Here is a 15,343-nt window from a genome sequence, read left to right as displayed (position 1 = left end):
GGGCGCGCCGGCGCACTCGCTCGTGCGCACATTCGTCCCCGCCAGGCCCGGGCCACAATGGCCCGCTGCTCTACCCCGGGCTCTTGTGCGGCGGCGAGGAAGAAAGGCAGGCCCGCAGAGTCAACACGGATGCCGACTCCCTTGCGCCCGGACAAGCGAGGGCATGGATGCCGGAGTCAGAGCAACGCAGGAACAGTTGCCGGAGCCCTACCGACAATCCCGGATAGCACCTCTGCAAAAACAAGAATGTCCTGCAAGCGACCCTCCCTAGTCGGGCTTCGCCGTAGCGTTTGCAAAGACTCGATGAGGGAAGGCTTCTTCCAGCGCATCGAGAAACGCCCGCACTTTGGCGCCAACCAACCTGCGCGAGTTCCGCAATGCCCATATCTCCACGGCGGGTCGGGTGTCCACGCCCCAAAGTGCCAGACGTCCCGCCTCCAGGTCGTCGGCCACCAGCAATCTGGGTAGCAACGCGGCGCCCACTCCCATCAGCACAGCCTCCCGTACCATCAGGAGGGAGGACAACCGCAAAGCCGGCACCGGTCGTGCCGCCGCTTCTGCTCCACCCTGCTGCGTGCGATATCGCCATACAAGGTCAGGGGCGGTCCGGCTCGGCAGGACGGCCTTCACCTCGGGCACGTCTGCGTCTTTGAAGCGCGGCGCCGGCATGGCAAATTCAGGATGCGCGACGACCACGCGCTGATCATCGAGGACGCGTCGCCCCACCAGTCGTTCGTCGCGCGAGGGATCAACCCGGATCACCAGATCAAAACCGTCATCGACAGGATCGACCTTGCGGTCCTCGGCGACGATCTCCAGTTGCACCTCGGGACAGGACAGTGCGAAGCGCGCACCGACGCGAGCCAGGGCGACATGCGCCAGTACCAATGGCGCGCTTACCCTCAACCTGCCTCGCGGGACAGAAGCCCCCAGCGTCACGACCTCGCCCGCTTCAGCTATGTCGGCAAGCGGGCCGCGCGTGCGCTCGTGAAGCGCGCGACCTTCGTCGGTCAACCGCAGGCTCTGGCCGCCGCGTTCGATCAACCGCACGCCCAGACTTCGCTCCAGCTCGGCCACGCGCCGCGACAGCGTCGCCTTGGAGCGTCCTGACATCCGGCTGGCCCGGCCGAAGCCGCCATGCGTGGCGACAAGTGCGAAATCCGTAAGCGCCTGCAGGTCCATGGGCATGTTCCACATTTGAGACGACAAGTCTTGATATTGGCATCTTCGCAGCATGGATGAAACGACCTAACGTGTTTCCACCCCAACGAATGTCGTCACACGACGAGGAGTTTCCCATGAGCATTCTTGTTACCGGAGCCACCGGCACGATCGGCACCCAGGTCCTTTATCATCTTCGCGGCGCCAATGTTCCGGTGCGCGCATTGACCCGCTCACCCGAGAACGCACACCTCCCGGAAGGCGTTACGGCCGTCGCCGGTGAGCTGGCGGATCCCGATTCCTTCCGGGCCGCGCTCGAAGGCGTCAGCACCCTGTTCCTGCTGGTGCCGAATGTCGCCGACGAAGTGACCCAGGCACTGCAGGCCTTGACCCTGGCTCGCGAGGCTGGCGTCAAGGGCATCGTCTATCTGTCCGTGTACAAGGGCGAGGCCTATGTCGACGTCCCGCACTTTGCGGGCAAGTACACGGCTGAGCGCATGATCGACGCGCTCGACCTGCCGGCCTCGGTGCTGCGGCCCGCCTATTTCATGCAGAACGACCTGCGGCAGAAGGATCCGTTGTTGGCCGCCGGTACATATGGCATGCCCATCGGCGACAAGGGCGTCTCCATGGTCGATATCCGCGACATCGGTGAAGCGGCCGCCCTCGAACTGCTGCGCCGTGAACGCGCTCCGGCACCGCTACCGCGCACAACCTACGAACTGGTGGGGCCGGATTGGCTGACGGGTGACGGGATCGCGAACATCTGGAGCGAAGTGCTTGGACGTCCCGTCCGCTATGGCGGCAATGAGCTGGCAGCGCTGGAAAGTCGCATGAAAACCATGATGCCCTCCTGGCACGCCATGGATCTGCGCATGATGCTTGCACGCTACCAGTCGGACGGTGCGGCAGCCACGCCGGAGGAGATCCAGCGTCTGCAGACGCTGCTGGGTCATGCACCACGCTCGTACCGCGATTTTGCAAAAGCGGCGGCCGCGCAGTGGCAGGACGTCTGAGAAGGCCGAAGCCGGATGCTTGAACGAAGGTGCGACGCTGGCTTCGCCAGCGCCGTACCGGATGCGATATTCATTCCATCATGATGGCAACAGCGAGAGTGCGTCGTAGCTAAGCCGCCGCGCCGCGGCTTCATTAAGCGCCCGCGACTGCGCCGTCAATTTCCACTCCCCAGCCCTTCCGCCGCTGCTTCTGCTCCGCTGCTTCTGCTCCGCCGCTCTTGCCGCCGCGCAGCGGCGGCGCACCGAGTGCGGGCCAGGATGGCCCGCTGCTCTACCCGGGGCCCCTGTGCGGCGGTGAGCTGGGGACGACAGGCCCGCAGGGGAGTCGACACGGATGTCGATTCCTTTTCGCCAGGGCAGGATGCCCTGTCGAAAAGCCCGGCCCCAGCTCACGGACTTGCCGGGCAGGGATGCCCGGCAAGCGCCAAGTGGGGTGGCCTTCTCTGTTGGTTACTTATCTCTTGGCCATGCAAGAGATAAGTAACTCGGGCGCCGCAGGCGCACGAAAGCTCTCGATTCAACACAGTCCACGAAAGACTGAAGGAGCTGCGCAGCTCCTTCCGGATGCAGGCGCATTTGAAGTGCGCTTTGACGCTTACCTCACTGTCCGGACTTCGCTACCGGCAATAGAGACGATCCACATCTGCCCTATCTTCTGGTGAGTAAACCTTGCCTAGAAATCGGCCGGAATAGTCCATCGCCCCGGTGAGGAATCGATGCGCGGTAGAGCTAGCCATCGGAGCCTCCAATTCAAGCCACACGGATAGAGCAAAACCGGCTTGAACCGCGAGTGATCCTTGCTCCTCAAGCAGGGCCCGAAGCGCCGCATTGTCGGGAAACGGGCCGATAATTGCGGCCCCACCCTTGGGGCGCAGCATGTCAAAGCCCGCCCTGGTGGGGTGACCTGCAAGGTTGCAGAACTTGTAGTAAATCCCCTCACGCGCGGACTTGCCTCGTCCATCATGAGTATCAAGTGCTTTACGAATGGCCACTGGACCAAATTCGCGTTGAAGCTGCTTGCGATCAGCAACACGCCAAACAGGAAGGGTCTCAGGGTTGATATGAAAATAGTTGATCAGATAAATGGTTTCGATGAGATCCCGCTGGATCAGCCCGGCTTTCTGGTAGTAACCGGACGCCATTAGTTTCCAAGCTGTCGCCAGTCCATTGAACACACGAATGCCCAAGTGTTGGATCGCGCGGCCATCGTCATCGAGTTCAACTTGCTGGCGGACGAAGACATCAATCAAGTCCATCGCCCGCTCCGTTAGATCGAGATGGGCGACCAAATCTGGATCGGCGGTTACGACCGAAATGTTCTTCTGGCGAACTTCTTCTTCGCCCCTGTGGAGCAACAACAGATTCTTAGGCACTCCCATCCTTAGCTCCTCTCCATATTTTCGGCATGCGATCACTGGATAGCTGAAGAACCAGATTTCGAGCGACCGGCAAGTCGGAAGCATGCGCTGCGGAAAGGCAAGACTACGCCTGCGGGTCTACCCGCAACACCAGCTTCCCCCGATGACTCCCATCAAACAACCGATTGAGCACCACCGGTGCATTCTCCAATCCCTCCTCCACCGTCTCCTCCGCCTTCAGCTTCCCCTCCCGAATCCACCCCGCGATGGCCCCCACCGCCTCCTTCGTCTTGGTGTAATCGAGCACCAGAAACCCGCGCATGCTGAGCCGCTTCATGATGAATGGGCTGAAGTCGTCGCTCGGCCTTTCGCCGCTGTTGTAGCCGGAGATCAGCCCGCACAGCGCGATGCGCCCGCCGATCACCATGCGCGACAGCACCGTGCGCATCACCTCGCCGCCCACGTTCTCGAAATTCACATGCACTCCGTCCGGCGTGGCCGCCTTGAGTTGCTGCTTGAAGTCCCCCGACTTGTAGTCGACCGCGGCATCGAAGCCCAGCTCGTCGACGAGGTGACGGCATTTGTCGGCACCGCGGCAGATGCCAACCACGCGGGCGCCGCGGATCTTGCCGATCTGGCCGGCGATGGAGCCGACCGAGCCGGCGGCGGCGGAGATCACCAGGGTTTCGCCGGCTTGCACCGGGGCGATGTCGGTCAACCCGTAGTAGGCGGTGACGCCGCTCATGCCGCAGGCGCCGAGCAGGGTCGGCAACGGGATGCCGGGATCGGCGGGCAGGCGCACGTAGCCCTTGGCGTCCTCATGCAGAACCAGATAATCCTGCCAGCCGGTGACGCCCTGCACCAGATCGCCCTCGTCGTACTTCGACGAGCGCGAGGCCACCACGCGGCCCAGGCCCAGCGCGCGCATCACCTCGCCGATCGCCACCGGCGGCAGGTATTGCGGGATGTCGCGCATCCACACGCGATTGGTCGGGTCCATCGAGATATACAGCGTGCGCACCAGCACCTCGCCCTCCTTCAGCTCGGGCACGGCTTGCTCGACCAGGTCGAAGTTGTCGCGCTGGACCAGGCCTTCGGGGCGGGTCTTGAGGCGCAGCTGGCGGTTGATCAGGGACATGGTGCTTCTCCGGGAACGGGGAACGGAATGAATTCGTCAGTCCAGCGAAAACTGGACGCCAGTGCCTTGATGTGGACCCAGGGGCGCTGGGTCCCAGCGTTCGCTGGGATGACGGGGGTGGTGGTCGTTGGCGATCATGGCTCAGACGGCCGAAGCGCCGCCGTCGACGCGCAGCTCGGCGGCGGTGATGTAGCGGCTCTCGTCGGAGGCGAGGTAGAGCGCAGCGTACGCCACGTCGTCCACCTCGCCCAGGCGCTTCAAGGGGATGCCGCGGGTGAGTTTGCGCACGGCCTCCTGCTCGCCCAGCTGCTCGAAGAACGGCTCGACGATGCCGGTGCGGATGAAGGCGGGGTGGATCGAGTTGCAGCGCACGTCGACCTGCTGGCTGGCGCAGTCGACCGCGACCGACTTGGTCAGCGAGGCCACCGCGGCCTTGGATGCGTTGTAGACGGTGTAGTCGGGAAAGACCTTGAACGCCGCCAGCGAGGAGATGTTGATGATCGACGCGGGTTGGTGCTGCTTCAGCAGCGGCAGCGCGTACTTGCAGCCCAGGTACACGGCGTCGACGTTGACGCCCATCACCCGCGCCCACTCCTTCGGCGTGAGGCTCTCGACGCCGCCGAGCGCGCCGATGCCGGCGTTGTTGACCAGCACCGAGAGGCCGCCCATGGCGGCGTCGGCCTCGGCCAGCACGCTCTGCCAGCGTTCCTCGTCGCGCACGTTCTGCTGTGCCGTCCACGCCACGGTGCGGCCGTGTTCGGCATTGATCGCTTCACCCACCGCGCGCACGCCGGCTTCGTCGATGTCGGTGAGGAACACCAGCGCGCCGTGGCGGGCCAGCATGCGCGCGATGGCGGCACCGAGGCCGCCGGCGGCGCCGGTGATGAACGCCTTCTTGCCGGCGACGCGGTGGGCGGAAACTTCAGTCATCGGGTATCTCCTGATGTCGCATGATTTTTTTAAGCGGGTATGGATCGACGGCGCCAGGAGCACCCCTCACCCCAGCCCTCTCCCCCGAACGGTGGAGCCGTTCGGAGGAGAGGGGGTCCAGTCGTCAGACGGACAGGTAGCCGCCGTCGACGTTGAGCACGGCGCCGGTGGTGTACGACGACGCGGGCGAGGCCAGGTACAGCACCGCGCCGGCCATCTCGGACGGCTGCGCCACGCGGCGCATCGGCACATGCGCCAGCGCCTGCTTGAGGATCGCCGGGGTGTTGACCAGCACCGAGGCGAACTTGGTATCGGTGAGCCCGGGCAGCAGCGCGTTGCAGCGCACGCCGGCCGCGGCGCACTCGACCGCGAACGCCTTGGTCATCGAGATCACCGCGGCCTTGGTGATCGAGTAGATGCCCTGCTGGAAGCCGGGCACCACGCCATTCACCGAGGCCACGTTGACGATGGCGCCGCCGCCGTTCTTCGCCATCAGCTTCGCGCCGTGGCTGGACATGTAGAAGTAGCCCCGAATGTTCACGTCCACCGTCTTCTGGAAGATCGCGGGATCGGTCTCGGTGATCGGGCCGAAGTACGGGTTGGTGGCGGCGTTGTTGACGAGGACGTCCAGACGGCCATGCGTTTGCGTGATGCCGGCGAACAGCGCCTCGATCTGCTCCATCTCGCCGATGTGGCAGGCCAGCGCCTCGGCCGAACCGCCGGCGGCGGCGATCTCGTCGACCACCCGCTGGCAGTCGGCCTGCTTGCGGCTGGAGACGATGGTGTGCGCGCCGTGCGCCGCCAGCAGTCTGGCGATCTCGGCGCCGATGCCGCGGCTGGCGCCGGTGACGAGGGCGATCTTGCCGCTGAGGTCGAACAGGTCGGGTGCGCTCATGGGGAGGTGTCCTTCTTCGGTACGGCGAAAGGGATTCAGCGATGGGTGACGAGGCCGGGGTCGCCGGCCAGTTCAAGATGCGGCCAGCCGTTGTAGCTGATCAGGCTGTGGCGGTCGCCGCCGAGCGCCACGCGGGTCAGCGAGGTGTTGACCAGCGGCCAGCCCAGCGCGAACGGGTTGTCCGCCGGTGCGCCGACCAGCGCGTTGGCGATCACCGCGATCGGGCCGCCGGAAGTGAACGCCCAGATCGTGCGCGCCTCGTGTGCGGCCAGCATCTGCAGACCGTGCAGCACGCGCTCGCGGAAGGCGGGCCAGCTGCGCGCGTACTCGCTGTCGTGGCGGCCGCCGGTCCAGCGTGCGACGGCGGCGACGAACAGCTGCTGGAACGCGCGTTGCGGATCGGCGCTGGCGCCCAGCTCGGCGCGCATGTCGTCGAACGAGGTGAGGTCGGGGCGATGCCGCGCCATGATCTCGACGTGATCGAGTTCGTCCAGCTGCGCCAAGGTCAGCTGCGGCGCCGCCACGCCGGCCGCCTCGATGCACAGCTCGGCGGTGCGGATGTGTCGCTGCATGGAACCGATCACGATCAGGTCGGGCTGCTGCCCGGTCTGCTTCAGCCACTGGCCGAGCCGGCGCGATTGCTGCTCGCCGACCGCGGACAGCTTGTCGTAATCCTCGGCGCCGAAGCTGGCCTGGCCGTGACGGATCAGCAATGCGCTGCCCATGCTCACCGCTCCGAGCGGGCGATCAGCCGCCGGCAGCGCTGACCCATGTAGGCCGCCGCCTGGCCGAAACCGGCGAACTGCGGGTTGCTGGTCTGGCCCAGCACGAAGCGGCGATGGATCTGCTGGATGATCACCATCAGGCGGAACAGGCCGAAGATCTCGTAGAAATCGAACCGGTCCACGCGCCAGCCGCTGCGCTCGCCGTAGTAATCGACCACCTCGCGCCGGGTCAGCATGCCCGGGACGTGGGTGGGCTGGCGGCGGAACGACTGGAATACCGCGTCGTCGTCGGCCTGGACCCAGTAGGCCAGCGAGCCGCCCAGATCCATCAGCGGGTCGCCCAGGGTGGCCATCTCCCAGTCGAGCACGCCGATGATGTCGAGCGGGTTGGCCGGGTCGAGCACCACGTTGTCGAAGCGGTAGTCGTTGTGGATCACGCAGATCGCGGTTTCGCCCACGGGCTGCTCCTGCGCCAGCCAGGCCAGCACGTCCTCGCACGGGTCGGAGTCGTCGGTCAGCGCCTTGCGCCAGCGCTCGCTCCAGCCGCCGACCTGGCGCGCGATGTAACCCTCGCCCCTGCCCAGCGCGGCCAGCGCCGGCGGCGTGGCATCGACCCGGTGCAGCTCGACCAGCCGGTCGATGAAACCGTGGCACAGCTGGCGCATGCCAGCTTCGTCGAGGCCGAGGGCGGGCGGCAGCTCGCGCCGCAGGATGATCCCGCGCAGGCGTTCCATCACGTAGAAGTCGGTGCCCAGCACGGCCGGATCATCGCAGCGGGCGAGGATCCGCGGCACATGTGGATAGGCGGTTTTCAGCGCCGCCATCACCTGCGCCTCACGCAGCATGTCGTGGGCGGATTTCGCCTTGACCCCGGCCGGCGGGCGGCGCAGCACCAGCTCGCGTTCGCCGTAGCGGATCAGGTAGGTGAGGTTGGAGGCCCCGCCGGGGAACTGGCGGATCACCGGCTCGCCGTGCAGGTCGGCGACGTGCTGCTTGAGGAAGGCATCGACGGCGGCGACATCGAGACGGTCTTCCTCGCGCATCTCGCGCGTGTCGTCGAGCGCGGCGTTCATGCGCCCGCCTCCATGGCCTTCAGCTGGGCGCGCAGTTCGAGTTTGGCGATCAGGCCGCGATGCACTTCGTCCGGGCCATCGGCCAACCGCAGCACGCGGGCGTACGCATACAGCGAAGCCAGCGGGAAATCGTCCGACAGCCCGGCGCCGCCGTGGATCTGCATCGCCGCATCGGCGGCGCGCTGCGCCACCCTCGGCGCGATCACCTTGATCTGCGAGATCTCGCTCATCGCCGCCTTCACGCCTTGGGTGTCGATCAGCCAGGCGGCCTTGAGCGTCAGCAGCCGCGCCTGCTCGATCGCCATGCGCAGGTCGGCGACGATGTCGGCGTTGCCGCCGAGCTTGATCAGCGGCTGGCCGAACGCGGTGCGCGTGGTGGCGCGGGTGCACAGCAGCGCCAGTGCGCGCTCGGCCGCGCCGATCGCGCGCATGCAGTGATGGATGCGGCCGGGGCCGAGCCGACCCTGGGCGATCTCGAAGCCGCGGCCGGGGCCGAGGATGATGTTTTCCGCCGGCAGGCGCACGTCGCTGAAACTCACCTCGCCGTGCCCGGCCGGTTCGTCCAGGTCATGGAATACGTGCAGCATCCGCTCGACGGTCACGCCGGGCGCATCCAGCGGACAGAGCACCATCGCGTGACGCTGGTGCGGCGGCGCGTCGGGGTTGCTGACGCCCATGAAGATCACGAAGCGGCAGTGCGGATGGCCGATGCCGGTGGACCACCACTTGCGCCCGTTGAGCACCACCTCGTCGCCTTCGATCGTGGCGGTGGCCTGCATGTTGGTGGCGTCGGACGACGCCACGCCCGGCTCGGTCATGCAGAACGCCGAACGGCTCTCGCCGGCCAGCAACGGCGCCAGCCAGCGCGCCTGCTGCGCCGGCGAACCGTAGCGCGCCAGCACCTCCATGTTGCCGCTGTCCGGCGCGTTGCAGTTGAACACTTCCGGCGCGATGAACGAGTGGCCCATCAGCTCGGCCAGCGGCGCGTAATCCACGTTGCTGAGCCCGGCGCCATGCCCGGGTTCGGGCAGGAACAGGTTCCACAGCCCGGCCGCGCGCGCCTTCGCCTTCAGCGCCTCCATCACCGCTGGCTGGCGCCACTGGCGCCAGTCGGCGCTGCCGCTGAGCTCGCTCGCATAGACGGCCTCGGCCGGGGCGATCTCTTCGTGCATGAAGCGCTGCAGGCGCTCGATCAGCGACTGGCTGCGTGCGGAGTGGGCGAAATCCATCGGTAGGTCCCGTGACAAGCGCGCCGGCGAAGCGGTCAGCCTACGCCGATAGTCATCCATCGGCCTAATGCATAGGTTTTATGTCCAGCCATCAACGACGCTAATATGCATGCACCGTCATTCCCGCCGAGCCGCCACCGATGAGCCGCCCCGATCTGCGCATGGATCTGAACCTGTTCCGGGTGCTGGAGGCAATCCACACCCAGGGCGGGATCAGCGCCGCGGCGCGTTCGCTGCACCTGACCCAGCCGGCGATCACCCACTCGCTGAACCGGTTGCGCGAGCTGTTCGGCGACCCGCTGTTCGTGCGCCAGGGCAACCGGGTGATTCCCACCGACAAGACCCGCGCGGTGATGGCCGAGGTGCAACTGCACCTGAAGGGCTTGCAGGCCACCACGCGGATGCAGCCGGCGTTTCGCGCCGCGGCGCTGGAGCAGGAGTTCAGCGTGGGCTTTCGCGACGTACTGGAGTCGATCGCGTTTCCGCCGCTGCTGGCACGGCTCGCTCATCTCGCGCCCGGTGTGCGCCTGCTCAGCCGGCGCATTGCCGCCAGCGAGGTCGAGCGCGAACTCACCGCCGGTGGCATCGACCTGGTGATCGACCGCCGCCTGGCCAGCAGCCCGCGACTGTCCAGCGAACACCTGCTGGACGAGTCGTTGGTGGTGGTGATGCGACGCAAGCATCCGCTGGCCGGCGGCAACCTGCGCAAGGCCGACTACCTCGCCGCCCGCCACGTCGCCGTGTCGCAACTGGGCGAGGCGGTGCCGCTTGATGTGCTGCTGACCCAGGACGGCCGCCCGCGCCGGATCCAGCTGGTCTGCCAGCACTATTTCTCCGCCTGCCAGGTGGTCGCCACCACCGACCTGCTGCTGACCATGCCCAGCTCGTACGCCGCCGGCTTTTCGCGCCTGTTGCCGCTGGCCACGCAGGCACTGCCGATCAAGCTGAAGCCCATTCCAATCCTCGCCTACTGGCACCAGTCCCGCGACCACGACCGCGCCCATGCCTGGTTCCGCCAGCTGCTGATCGACACCATCCGCGCCGCGCCGGAATTCGCCGGGCATTGAGCAGCGCTTACACTTCGGCGGCGCAGGCCTTGTGCCGGAAGCAGCCGACCAGATGGTCGTTGACCATGCCGGTGGCCTGCAGCAGCGAATAGCAGATGGTGCTGCCGACGAAACGGAAACCGCGTTTCTTCAGCGTCTTGCTCATGCGGTCGGACAGCTCGGTGCTGGCCGGCACCTCGCCCATGCCGCGCCAGCGGTTGCGCAAGGGCTTGCCGTCGACGAACGACCACAGATACGCGTCGAGGCTGCCGAACTCCTCGATCACCGCCAGCGCGACGATCGCGTTGTCGCGGGTCGAGGACACCTTCAGGCGGTTGCGGATGATGCCCGGATCGAGCAGCAGCTTGTCGAGTTCGCGATCGGTCATCGCGGCCACGCGGGCGATCTCGAACTGATGGAACACCTCGCGGTAGCGCTCGCGCTTGGCCAGCACGGTGCGCCAGGAAAGCCCGGCCTGCGCGCCTTCCAGCACAAGGAACTCGAACAGGCGGCGGTCGTCGTGCAGCGGCACGCCCCATTCGGTGTCGTGATAATCGCGCAACAGGGCGTCGCTGGTGGCCCAGTGGCAACGGGTCGGCTCGGCGGTCTTGGTCATGGCGGAAGGGTAGCCGTTCGGTGGCGCACACCGTAGCCGACACCGCTAGACTTGTCGCCCCTCTCCCGGCACGCCTGCTCATGTCGCCCTCCTCGTCACCGCTGCGCGGCGCCGTGCTCGCCTTGCTTGCCACCATTGCGATCTGGGCCTACAGCTGGGTCGTGATGAAGCAGGTACTGGCGCATGCCGGCCCGTTCGATTTCGCCGCGCTGCGCTACCTGATCGGCGCGGCCGTGCTGTTCGCCACGCTGCTGCTGTCGCGCCGTTCGCTGCGCCCGCCGCCGTTGTTGCCGACGATCCTGATCGGGCTGTGCCAGACCGCGGCGTTCCAGGGGCTGGAGCAATGGGCCCTGATCGACGGGGGCGCCGGTCACGTCGCCCTGCTCGCCTACACGATGCCGTTCTGGGCGGTGCTGCTGGCCTGGCTGCTGCTGGGCGACCGACCCACCGCGCGGCATTGGCTGGGCCTGGCGCTGGCCGCGACCGGCCTGCTGTGCATCATCGAGCCCTGGCATGCGCTGGGCAGCGTGCTGAGCACCACGCTGGCGATTGCCGGCGGGCTGGCCTGGGCGGCCGGCACGGTGCTGAGCAAGCGCATGTTCCGCCGCCATGCGCCGTCCGTGCTCAACCTCACTGCGTGGCAGATGCTGGTCGGCGGCGCGGCGCTGGGCCTCGTGGCGCTGGCCGTGCCGCAGCGGCCGATCGCCTGGGACTGGCCGTTCATCGCCGGGCTGGCCTACAGCGCGGTGCTGGCGTCCAGCGTGGCCTGGTGGCTGTGGTCGATCGTGTTGCAGCGGCTGCCCACCACGGTGGCCAGCGTGTCCAGCCTGGGCGTGCCGATCGTCAGCGTGCTGCTGGCCTGGCTGATCCTGCACGAACGACCATCGCCGATGGAGGCACTGGGCATCGTGTTCGTGCTGCTGGGCCTGCTGGCGGTCAGCGGCATCGGCACGCGGCGGCGCGCCCGGGCGCCGGTTCAGCCCGCGTGATTTCAGTCGGCGATATGCTATGCGCTCACGGATTGCGAAGAAGCAGCGATGTCTGATCTGTCGTCATGGTGGGCCTTCCTGGTCAACTGGCTCAGCGTTCACGCGGTGGTGCCACTGCTCGATGCGCTGCACCTGAGCGGATTGTCCGGCAACCCCGACGATATCGCGGCCTCGCTGCTGATCGCGGCGCTGCAGGTGGGCATCATCGGGCTGATCTTCCGCCCGCTGGAGACCTGGTTTCCGGCCGAGCAATGGACCGACCGCAAGCTGACCCTGGTCGATCGCAACTACACGTTGCTGATGCTGCTGGGCATCTTCCCGCTGTTCACCTACCTGGTGCTGACCCCGTTCAGCCATCTGTTCGGCGGCGCCGACAGCGCCAGCTCGAGTACCGGCTCGCCGCTGGCACTGACGCATTGGGTGCCGTGGTTCAACCTGCATCCGTATGTGCTGTTCGCGGTCTACTACGTGGTCTACGACTTCGTGTACTACTGGATGCACCGCACCCAGCACGCGATCCCGTGGTGGTGGGCGCTGCACAGCATGCATCACAGCCAGCGCCAGATGAGTTGCTGGACGAACGACCGCGGCAGCCTGGTCGACGGTTTCATCCAGTCGATGATCCTGGCCACGGTGGGGCTCGCGATCGGCGTCGATCCGGACGAGTTCGCCTGGCTGATGCTGATCGGCGAACTGATGCAGAACTTCTCGCACACCAACGCGCGCATCGGCTTCGGCCGGGTGTTCGAGCGCGTCTTCGTGGACCCGAAGTTCCACCGCCTGCATCACATGCTGGTCGACCCGGAGCGGCCGACGCTGCATATCTGCAACTACGGCCAGGTCCTGTCGATCTGGGACGTGCTGTTCGGTACCGCGCTGTACGGCCTGGCGCCACGGCCGACCGGGGTCGGCGATCCGGTCGTCGATGCCGACAACGACTACGGCCTGATCGGGCTGCACTGGGTCGCGCTGAAGCGCTTCTGGGGCGCGGTGCGCCGACCGGCCGGCTGGAAGCCGGGCGAGGTGGCGTTCGGCGAGGACTACCGGCCGATTCCGGTCAGCCAGCTGGATCTGCATGCGCTTGCCCATGCGCTGCCGACCGCGGGCTTCACGCCGCCGCCGGCACCGGCCAGCGGCGATGCGGCGGTGGAAGGCGCCATCGGCTGAGCGGCGCGCGTCCCTACCAGGGCAGGGCCTGCAGATCCACGTTGCCGCCGGTGATCACCACGCCGACGCGGCGCCCGGCGAAGCGTTCGCGCTGCTGGAGGATCGCCGCCAGCACGGTGGCGCTGGACACCTCCACCACCTGCTTCAGTTCCGACCAGATCAGCTGCATCGCCGCGACCGTCTCCGCATCGCTGACCGTGATCAGCTCCACCCGGTGAATGCGCAGCGCCTCCAGGTTGGACTCGCCGATCAGCGCGCGCAGGCCGTCGCAGATGGTGTCCGGTACGATCGTGGTCACCCGCCGGCCCTGCGCCAGCGATCGGGCCGCATCGTCGGCGCCCTGCGGCTCGGCGCCGAACAGTGCCAGCCCGGCGTCGATCGCGTGCGCGGCGATCGCCACGCCACTGGCCAGTCCGCCGCCGCCGACCGGCGTGATCAACGCATCCAGCCCGGCGGCCTGCTGCAGCAGCTCCAGCGCCAGCGTGCCCTGCCCCGCCATCACCCGGGTGTCGGCGTACGGATGCACCATCACCGCGCCGGTTCGGCCCTGCACTTCGGCGGCCATCGCCTCGCGGGCCGCCTGGGTCGGCGCGCAGCGATGCAGGATCGCGCCGGCGCGTTCGATCGCCTCGACCTTGGCGCGCACCGCGCCTTCCGGCACCACCACGTGGGCCGCGATGCCGCGGGTCGCCGCGGCCAGCGCCAGCGCGTTGCCGTGGTTGCCGGAGGAATGGGTGACCACGCCATGCGCGGCCTGCGCATCGCTCAACGCCCACACCGCGTTGCAGGCACCGCGGAACTTGAACGCGCCGCCGCGCTGCAGGTGCTCGCACTTGAAGTACAGCTCGGCACCGCTCAGTGCATCCAGCGTCGCGCTGCGCAGCACCGGGGTGACCCGCGCATGCGGCGCGATCCGGGTCGCGGCCGTGCGGATCTGCTCGATGTCCGGCAGGCCATCCATTACTTCACTCATGCGTACTCGACCTCCACGCCACAGCGGAAACTTCGTTCGGCGCCCGCTTCCAGCCGGATCGCCGCGGCGCACTCGGGACGGTTGAACGCATTGGCCATGCACTCCATCGGCTCCAGCGCGATCGCCCGGCGGACATCGCGGCTCACCGTGTCGGCAGTGAACGCATGCATCACGCCGCGCTCCTGCCATACCGCGATGCCCAGCCCGCTGGCCGGATCGCGCAGGCGGGTGCGTATGCGACCGTCGTCGTCGGCTTCCAGATCGGTGTAGCCCTGGTCGATGATGCTGTCGCCGATCCGGCGCGGCTCGCGGAAATCCAGTGCCGGCGCGTCGTCCAGCGCCACGTAGGCGGCGGCGCCGGACAGCGCGATCAGCTGGGCGTCCGTGCGTATCAGCGTCTGCGCCGGGATCTGCAATTGCCAGTCGTCGACGAGGCTGTCGTCGGCGAGGCGGAAATACGGATGCCAGCCGAAGAAGCACGGCGCGGCCTGCTTGCCGACGTTGCGCATGCGTGCCTCCAGGGTGAGGCCGGCGGCATCCAGGGTGTAGCTCAGGCGCAGATCGATCGCATACGGATAACCCGGCTGCGGGCGGATCGCGCAGGTGCTCAACTGCACCTGCGCAGCGTCGTCGTCCGCCGTCAGTGCATCGATTTCGAATTCCACGTCGCGCACGAAGCCATGCCGGCTGGCCCGCTCGGCACCGACCACGCCCGGCTGCAGATCCTGCGATCGACCATCGAAGTGGTAGCGCGCATCGGCAATGCGGCCGGCGAACGGCGCCATGATCGCAAAGCGCGAACCGGGCCGGCCGAGCACCTCGGCCGCATCGCGGTAGCCCGCGGCGAGATCGCGCGCGCCGCCGCCGAATGGAACCTCGAACCCAAGCAGGGCCGCGCCATGCCGCGCGATGCGCAGGCGCCGGTGGCCGCCGCGGTCATTCAGCACCACGATTTCCTGGTCGCCCAGTTCCGCCCGTTCCGCGCCGTAACGCGTCGTATTGAATGCCGCCACCGGGTTCTCCTGCG

The 15,343-nt window shown here is 67.2% G+C and carries 15 protein-coding genes; 4 read left to right on the top strand and 11 right to left on the bottom strand.

Features of this window, described 5'->3' with window-relative positions; translation table 11 throughout:
* Window positions 1-267: 267 nt before the first annotated feature.
* Window positions 268-1,182: a LysR family transcriptional regulator gene (locus ACFPPA_RS00460; protein ID WP_377316189.1), complete on the bottom strand. Its 915-nt coding sequence runs from the start codon at window positions 1,180-1,182 to the stop codon at window positions 268-270.
* A gap of 116 nt (window positions 1,183-1,298) precedes the next feature.
* Between ACFPPA_RS00460 and ACFPPA_RS00455 the strand changes: the two genes are divergently transcribed.
* Window positions 1,299-2,177: an NmrA/HSCARG family protein gene (locus ACFPPA_RS00455; protein WP_377316187.1), complete on the top strand. Its 879-nt coding sequence runs from the start codon at window positions 1,299-1,301 to the stop codon at window positions 2,175-2,177.
* Between the two features lie 617 nt (window positions 2,178-2,794).
* Here ACFPPA_RS00455 and ACFPPA_RS00450 read toward each other — a convergent pair.
* From ACFPPA_RS00450 to ACFPPA_RS00420, 7 genes are all read right to left on the bottom strand, one after another.
* Entirely contained in the window at window positions 2,795-3,556 is a 762-nt protein-coding gene (locus ACFPPA_RS00450) for a hypothetical protein (RefSeq protein WP_377316185.1), read from the bottom strand.
* Window positions 3,557-3,659: 103 nt separating this feature from the next.
* Entirely contained in the window at window positions 3,660-4,673 is a 1,014-nt protein-coding gene (locus ACFPPA_RS00445; RefSeq protein WP_377316183.1) for an NADP-dependent oxidoreductase, read from the bottom strand.
* 141 nt (window positions 4,674-4,814) lie between these two features.
* Window positions 4,815-5,603 (bottom strand): SDR family oxidoreductase, encoded by a 789-nt coding sequence (locus ACFPPA_RS00440; RefSeq protein WP_377316181.1) that lies wholly within the window; start codon window positions 5,601-5,603, stop codon window positions 4,815-4,817.
* Between the two features lie 124 nt (window positions 5,604-5,727).
* Entirely contained in the window at window positions 5,728-6,498 is a 771-nt protein-coding gene (locus ACFPPA_RS00435; RefSeq protein WP_377316179.1) for an SDR family oxidoreductase, read from the bottom strand.
* A 35-nt stretch (window positions 6,499-6,533) separates the two neighbouring features.
* Window positions 6,534-7,223 (bottom strand): histidine phosphatase family protein, encoded by a 690-nt coding sequence (locus ACFPPA_RS00430; protein WP_377316177.1) that lies wholly within the window; start codon window positions 7,221-7,223, stop codon window positions 6,534-6,536.
* Between the two features lie 2 nt (window positions 7,224-7,225).
* Window positions 7,226-8,296, bottom strand: coding sequence for a phosphotransferase family protein (locus tag ACFPPA_RS00425; protein ID WP_377316175.1), 1,071 nt, complete (start codon window positions 8,294-8,296; stop codon window positions 7,226-7,228).
* Complete coding sequence (locus tag ACFPPA_RS00420; RefSeq protein ID WP_377316173.1) at window positions 8,293-9,525, bottom strand: acyl-CoA dehydrogenase family protein; 1,233 nt, start codon at window positions 9,523-9,525, stop codon at window positions 8,293-8,295. The genes ACFPPA_RS00425 and ACFPPA_RS00420 overlap by 4 nt, the downstream gene beginning before the upstream one ends.
* A 140-nt stretch (window positions 9,526-9,665) precedes the next feature.
* Here ACFPPA_RS00420 and ACFPPA_RS00415 point away from each other — a divergent pair, with 140 nt between their 5' ends.
* On the top strand, window positions 9,666-10,592 hold the full coding sequence (locus tag ACFPPA_RS00415) for a LysR family transcriptional regulator (protein WP_377316171.1): 927 nt from the start codon (window positions 9,666-9,668) through the stop codon (window positions 10,590-10,592).
* A gap of 7 nt (window positions 10,593-10,599) precedes the next feature.
* On the opposite strand, the gene ACFPPA_RS00410 is transcribed toward ACFPPA_RS00415, so the two are convergent.
* Window positions 10,600-11,187: a DNA-3-methyladenine glycosylase I gene (locus tag ACFPPA_RS00410; protein WP_377316169.1), complete on the bottom strand. Its 588-nt coding sequence runs from the start codon at window positions 11,185-11,187 to the stop codon at window positions 10,600-10,602.
* An 80-nt stretch (window positions 11,188-11,267) separates the two neighbouring features.
* Between ACFPPA_RS00410 and ACFPPA_RS00405 the strand changes: the two genes are divergently transcribed.
* Entirely contained in the window at window positions 11,268-12,176 is a 909-nt protein-coding gene (locus ACFPPA_RS00405) for a DMT family transporter (RefSeq protein ID WP_377316167.1), read from the top strand.
* Window positions 12,177-12,224: 48 nt separating this feature from the next.
* Window positions 12,225-13,343 (top strand): sterol desaturase family protein, encoded by a 1,119-nt coding sequence (locus ACFPPA_RS00400; protein ID WP_377316165.1) that lies wholly within the window; start codon window positions 12,225-12,227, stop codon window positions 13,341-13,343.
* Window positions 13,344-13,356: 13 nt separating this feature from the next.
* Here ACFPPA_RS00400 and ACFPPA_RS00395 read toward each other — a convergent pair whose 3' ends face one another.
* A complete protein-coding gene (locus ACFPPA_RS00395; RefSeq protein ID WP_377316163.1) occupies window positions 13,357-14,316 on the bottom strand; it encodes a pyridoxal-phosphate dependent enzyme in 960 nt (319 codons plus the stop codon).
* Entirely contained in the window at window positions 14,313-15,329 is a 1,017-nt protein-coding gene (locus tag ACFPPA_RS00390; protein WP_377316161.1) for an aldose 1-epimerase, read from the bottom strand. The genes ACFPPA_RS00395 and ACFPPA_RS00390 overlap by 4 nt, the downstream gene beginning before the upstream one ends.
* Between the last annotated feature and the right edge of the window lie 14 nt (window positions 15,330-15,343).

The organism is Rhodanobacter ginsengisoli, assembly GCF_042657065.1.
Classification (GTDB): Bacteria; Pseudomonadota; Gammaproteobacteria; order Xanthomonadales; family Rhodanobacteraceae; genus Rhodanobacter; species Rhodanobacter ginsengisoli.
The sequence above is the reverse complement of the archived record's forward strand: the minus strand, read 5'-3'. Positions and strand labels throughout refer to the sequence as shown.

Bases quoted from the DNA above. Each gene is read 5' to 3' on its own strand.
- ACFPPA_RS00460 (WP_377316189.1), bottom strand. From the start codon at position 1,182: ATGGACCTGCAGGCGCTTACGGATTTCGCACTTGTCGCCACGCATGGC.
- ACFPPA_RS00455 (WP_377316187.1), top strand. From the start codon at position 1,299: ATGAGCATTCTTGTTACCGGAGCCACCGGCACGATCGGCACCCAGGTC.
- ACFPPA_RS00450 (WP_377316185.1), bottom strand. From the start codon at position 3,556: ATGGGAGTGCCTAAGAATCTGTTGTTGCTCCACAGGGGCGAAGAAGAA.
- ACFPPA_RS00445 (WP_377316183.1), bottom strand. From the start codon at position 4,673: ATGTCCCTGATCAACCGCCAGCTGCGCCTCAAGACCCGCCCCGAAGGC.
- ACFPPA_RS00440 (WP_377316181.1), bottom strand. From the start codon at position 5,603: ATGACTGAAGTTTCCGCCCACCGCGTCGCCGGCAAGAAGGCGTTCATC.
- ACFPPA_RS00435 (WP_377316179.1), bottom strand. From the start codon at position 6,498: ATGAGCGCACCCGACCTGTTCGACCTCAGCGGCAAGATCGCCCTCGTC.
- ACFPPA_RS00430 (WP_377316177.1), bottom strand. From the start codon at position 7,223: ATGGGCAGCGCATTGCTGATCCGTCACGGCCAGGCCAGCTTCGGCGCC.
- ACFPPA_RS00425 (WP_377316175.1), bottom strand. From the start codon at position 8,296: ATGAACGCCGCGCTCGACGACACGCGCGAGATGCGCGAGGAAGACCGT.
- ACFPPA_RS00420 (WP_377316173.1), bottom strand. From the start codon at position 9,525: ATGGATTTCGCCCACTCCGCACGCAGCCAGTCGCTGATCGAGCGCCTG.
- ACFPPA_RS00415 (WP_377316171.1), top strand. From the start codon at position 9,666: ATGAGCCGCCCCGATCTGCGCATGGATCTGAACCTGTTCCGGGTGCTG.
- ACFPPA_RS00410 (WP_377316169.1), bottom strand. From the start codon at position 11,187: ATGACCAAGACCGCCGAGCCGACCCGTTGCCACTGGGCCACCAGCGAC.
- ACFPPA_RS00405 (WP_377316167.1), top strand. From the start codon at position 11,268: ATGTCGCCCTCCTCGTCACCGCTGCGCGGCGCCGTGCTCGCCTTGCTT.
- ACFPPA_RS00400 (WP_377316165.1), top strand. From the start codon at position 12,225: ATGTCTGATCTGTCGTCATGGTGGGCCTTCCTGGTCAACTGGCTCAGC.
- ACFPPA_RS00395 (WP_377316163.1), bottom strand. From the start codon at position 14,316: ATGAGTGAAGTAATGGATGGCCTGCCGGACATCGAGCAGATCCGCACG.